Consider the following 1,839-nt stretch of genomic DNA (forward strand, 5'->3'; position numbering starts at 1 on the left):
AAGCCAAAAAATAAGGAGAACTTTTCAGAAAAGCTAAAGATTCTGTTCAAAAAGTCGATAATAACTTCAGAACATAATTTTCAGCATTCACAGGAGAAATTAATGAAGTTAAAAAATTTAATTTTAGTTACCACAACAATGGTTTTTTTATCATCCGGGTGCAGCACCATTCAAGAAATTGTCGGAGACGGAAATACTTTGCTAGCTGGCCCTTGCGCAGATCTGACTATTGATGAGGCGTTCTTTCTGCATGAGGAAGCAAAGAGTGGTTTTGCCAAGTATCTGAATACACGTGAAGATCATCTCCTTTTCGATGCTTTTTACACAGCAAGTGATTCAAGATCTGTTGCACAGTCGGTTAGCCAATGCTGGGATCGTAGAGTTTCTCACTACAACGCCATGAAGAATCTTGAGGAATTGAATAACGATCTTGCAAGAATTCTAATCAGAAATATGCCAGACGAAGATCCGGGCAAGATGGTCTCAGTGTACCGTAATAAATACACTCGCCTGATGCACCGCTAACTGGAAAAAATGCCTAGCGCCTCACCATCGATTTTCTCCGAATTCAGGACCCATTTTCAGCAAAGTATAGCTGGCATAGGCCGGGCTACTTTGCTGCTTCTGGAAGCCTTATCAGCCCTTTTCTCACCTCCCTTTCGCTTCAAACTTTTCCTCAAACAGATGGAATTCATTGGCAACAAGTCGCTCTGGATTACCATTCTTACCGGCACATTCACTGGAATGGTACTTACCATTCAGTCGTACTTTGCTTTAAAAACCTTCGGTTCTGAAAGCATTGTGGGGGGAATGGTCGCTGTTAGTATGACCAGAGAACTTGGTCCAGTTCTAACTGCCTTAATGGTCAATGCGAGAGCTGGCTCAGCAATTGCGGCTGAACTCGGTACCATGCGGGTCACAGAGCAGATTGATGCGTTGCAATCTCTAGCAGTCAATCCAGTCCAGTATCTTGTAACTCCCAGAATACTAGCAGGTTTGGTGATGCTGCCAAGTCTGACGATGGTAGCCAATTTTACTGGCATACTAGGCTCATATCTTGTTGGAGTCTTGTTACTCGGAGTAGATTCTGGAATTTTTCTCTCCAAAATCGAATCATTTGTAGAATTGCGAGATATTTGGGGTAGCGTCATTAAGGCAGCTATCTTTGGAGTAGTTCTCACTCATGTAGGTTGCTACAAGGGTTACTTCACCGAAAACGGGGCTGAAGGAGTTGGTCGAGCCACGACTGAAGCTGTGAGCTTCTCAGCAGTGTTTATTCTTTTCTCAGACTATATCTTCACCTCCTTTTGGCAGCGTTGATCCAACTTCATTGACGTCCCTATCCTCCGATCTGATGCTTTAAAAGCCTAAATCACATCATTTGGAACTTCTCAAAACATTCTGATCTGGACGGTTGATTTCAATTCTATATATTCAAATCATTTGAATCATGAATTCAAATCTCCCAGTTAAGTATGTAATGCCAGATCTCCTCCAAGTTTCGATGCCCCAGATCTGGGCAGAGAATCTTCGTTCCGAATTGAAAAAGCGGCTAGAAAATCGACACACTTCTATCGAATTGCTTACGCATGGCCCAGACCGGGCACCTGCTCAAAACGCTGCTGTTATCTGGCTATGGTATGAGGAGGATTTTGGCGCGGAAAAGTGACCTCAGAGTGGTATGAAAATCTATTCCCAATCCCGGGTCATGAGACTTCCCAAGAAAATGGAGCCTGAAGCTGAACTTTGGTTGCAACGTTTGAAACAACTCGAAAAGGATATCCAAACCCAACGGGGTGATCTGGAGTTTCAGAAATTTTGCTATCAATGCGTAAATTA

3 protein-coding genes are annotated in these 1,839 nt (G+C 43.1%); all 3 read left to right on the forward strand.

The genetic code is table 11. The annotated features are described in order from the left end of the window. Nucleotides 1-102 precede the first annotated feature (102 nt). Nucleotides 103-525, forward strand: a complete 423-nt coding sequence (locus tag P8O70_16110; protein ID MDG2198367.1) for a hypothetical protein — start codon at nt 103-105, stop codon at nt 523-525. A 9-nt stretch (nt 526-534) separates the two neighbouring features. Then, the gene (locus tag P8O70_16115) at nt 535-1,320 is read left to right on the forward strand and encodes an ABC transporter permease (protein MDG2198368.1); all 786 of its coding nucleotides are present in this window, start codon (nt 535-537) and stop codon (nt 1,318-1,320) included. A 130-nt stretch (nt 1,321-1,450) separates the two neighbouring features. Continuing rightward, nucleotides 1,451-1,669, forward strand: a complete 219-nt coding sequence (locus P8O70_16120) for a hypothetical protein (protein MDG2198369.1) — start codon at nt 1,451-1,453, stop codon at nt 1,667-1,669. Nucleotides 1,670-1,839 lie beyond the last annotated feature (170 nt).

It is taken from the genome of SAR324 cluster bacterium (genome assembly GCA_029245725.1).
Classification (GTDB): domain Bacteria; phylum SAR324; class SAR324; order SAR324; family NAC60-12; genus JCVI-SCAAA005.

Coding starts and splice junctions, on each gene's coding strand:
- P8O70_16120 (MDG2198369.1), top strand. CDS start 1,451: ATGAATTCAAATCTCCCAGTTAAGTATGTAATGCCAGATCTCCTCCAA.
- P8O70_16110 (MDG2198367.1), top strand. CDS start 103: ATGAAGTTAAAAAATTTAATTTTAGTTACCACAACAATGGTTTTTTTA.
- P8O70_16115 (MDG2198368.1), top strand. CDS start 535: ATGCCTAGCGCCTCACCATCGATTTTCTCCGAATTCAGGACCCATTTT.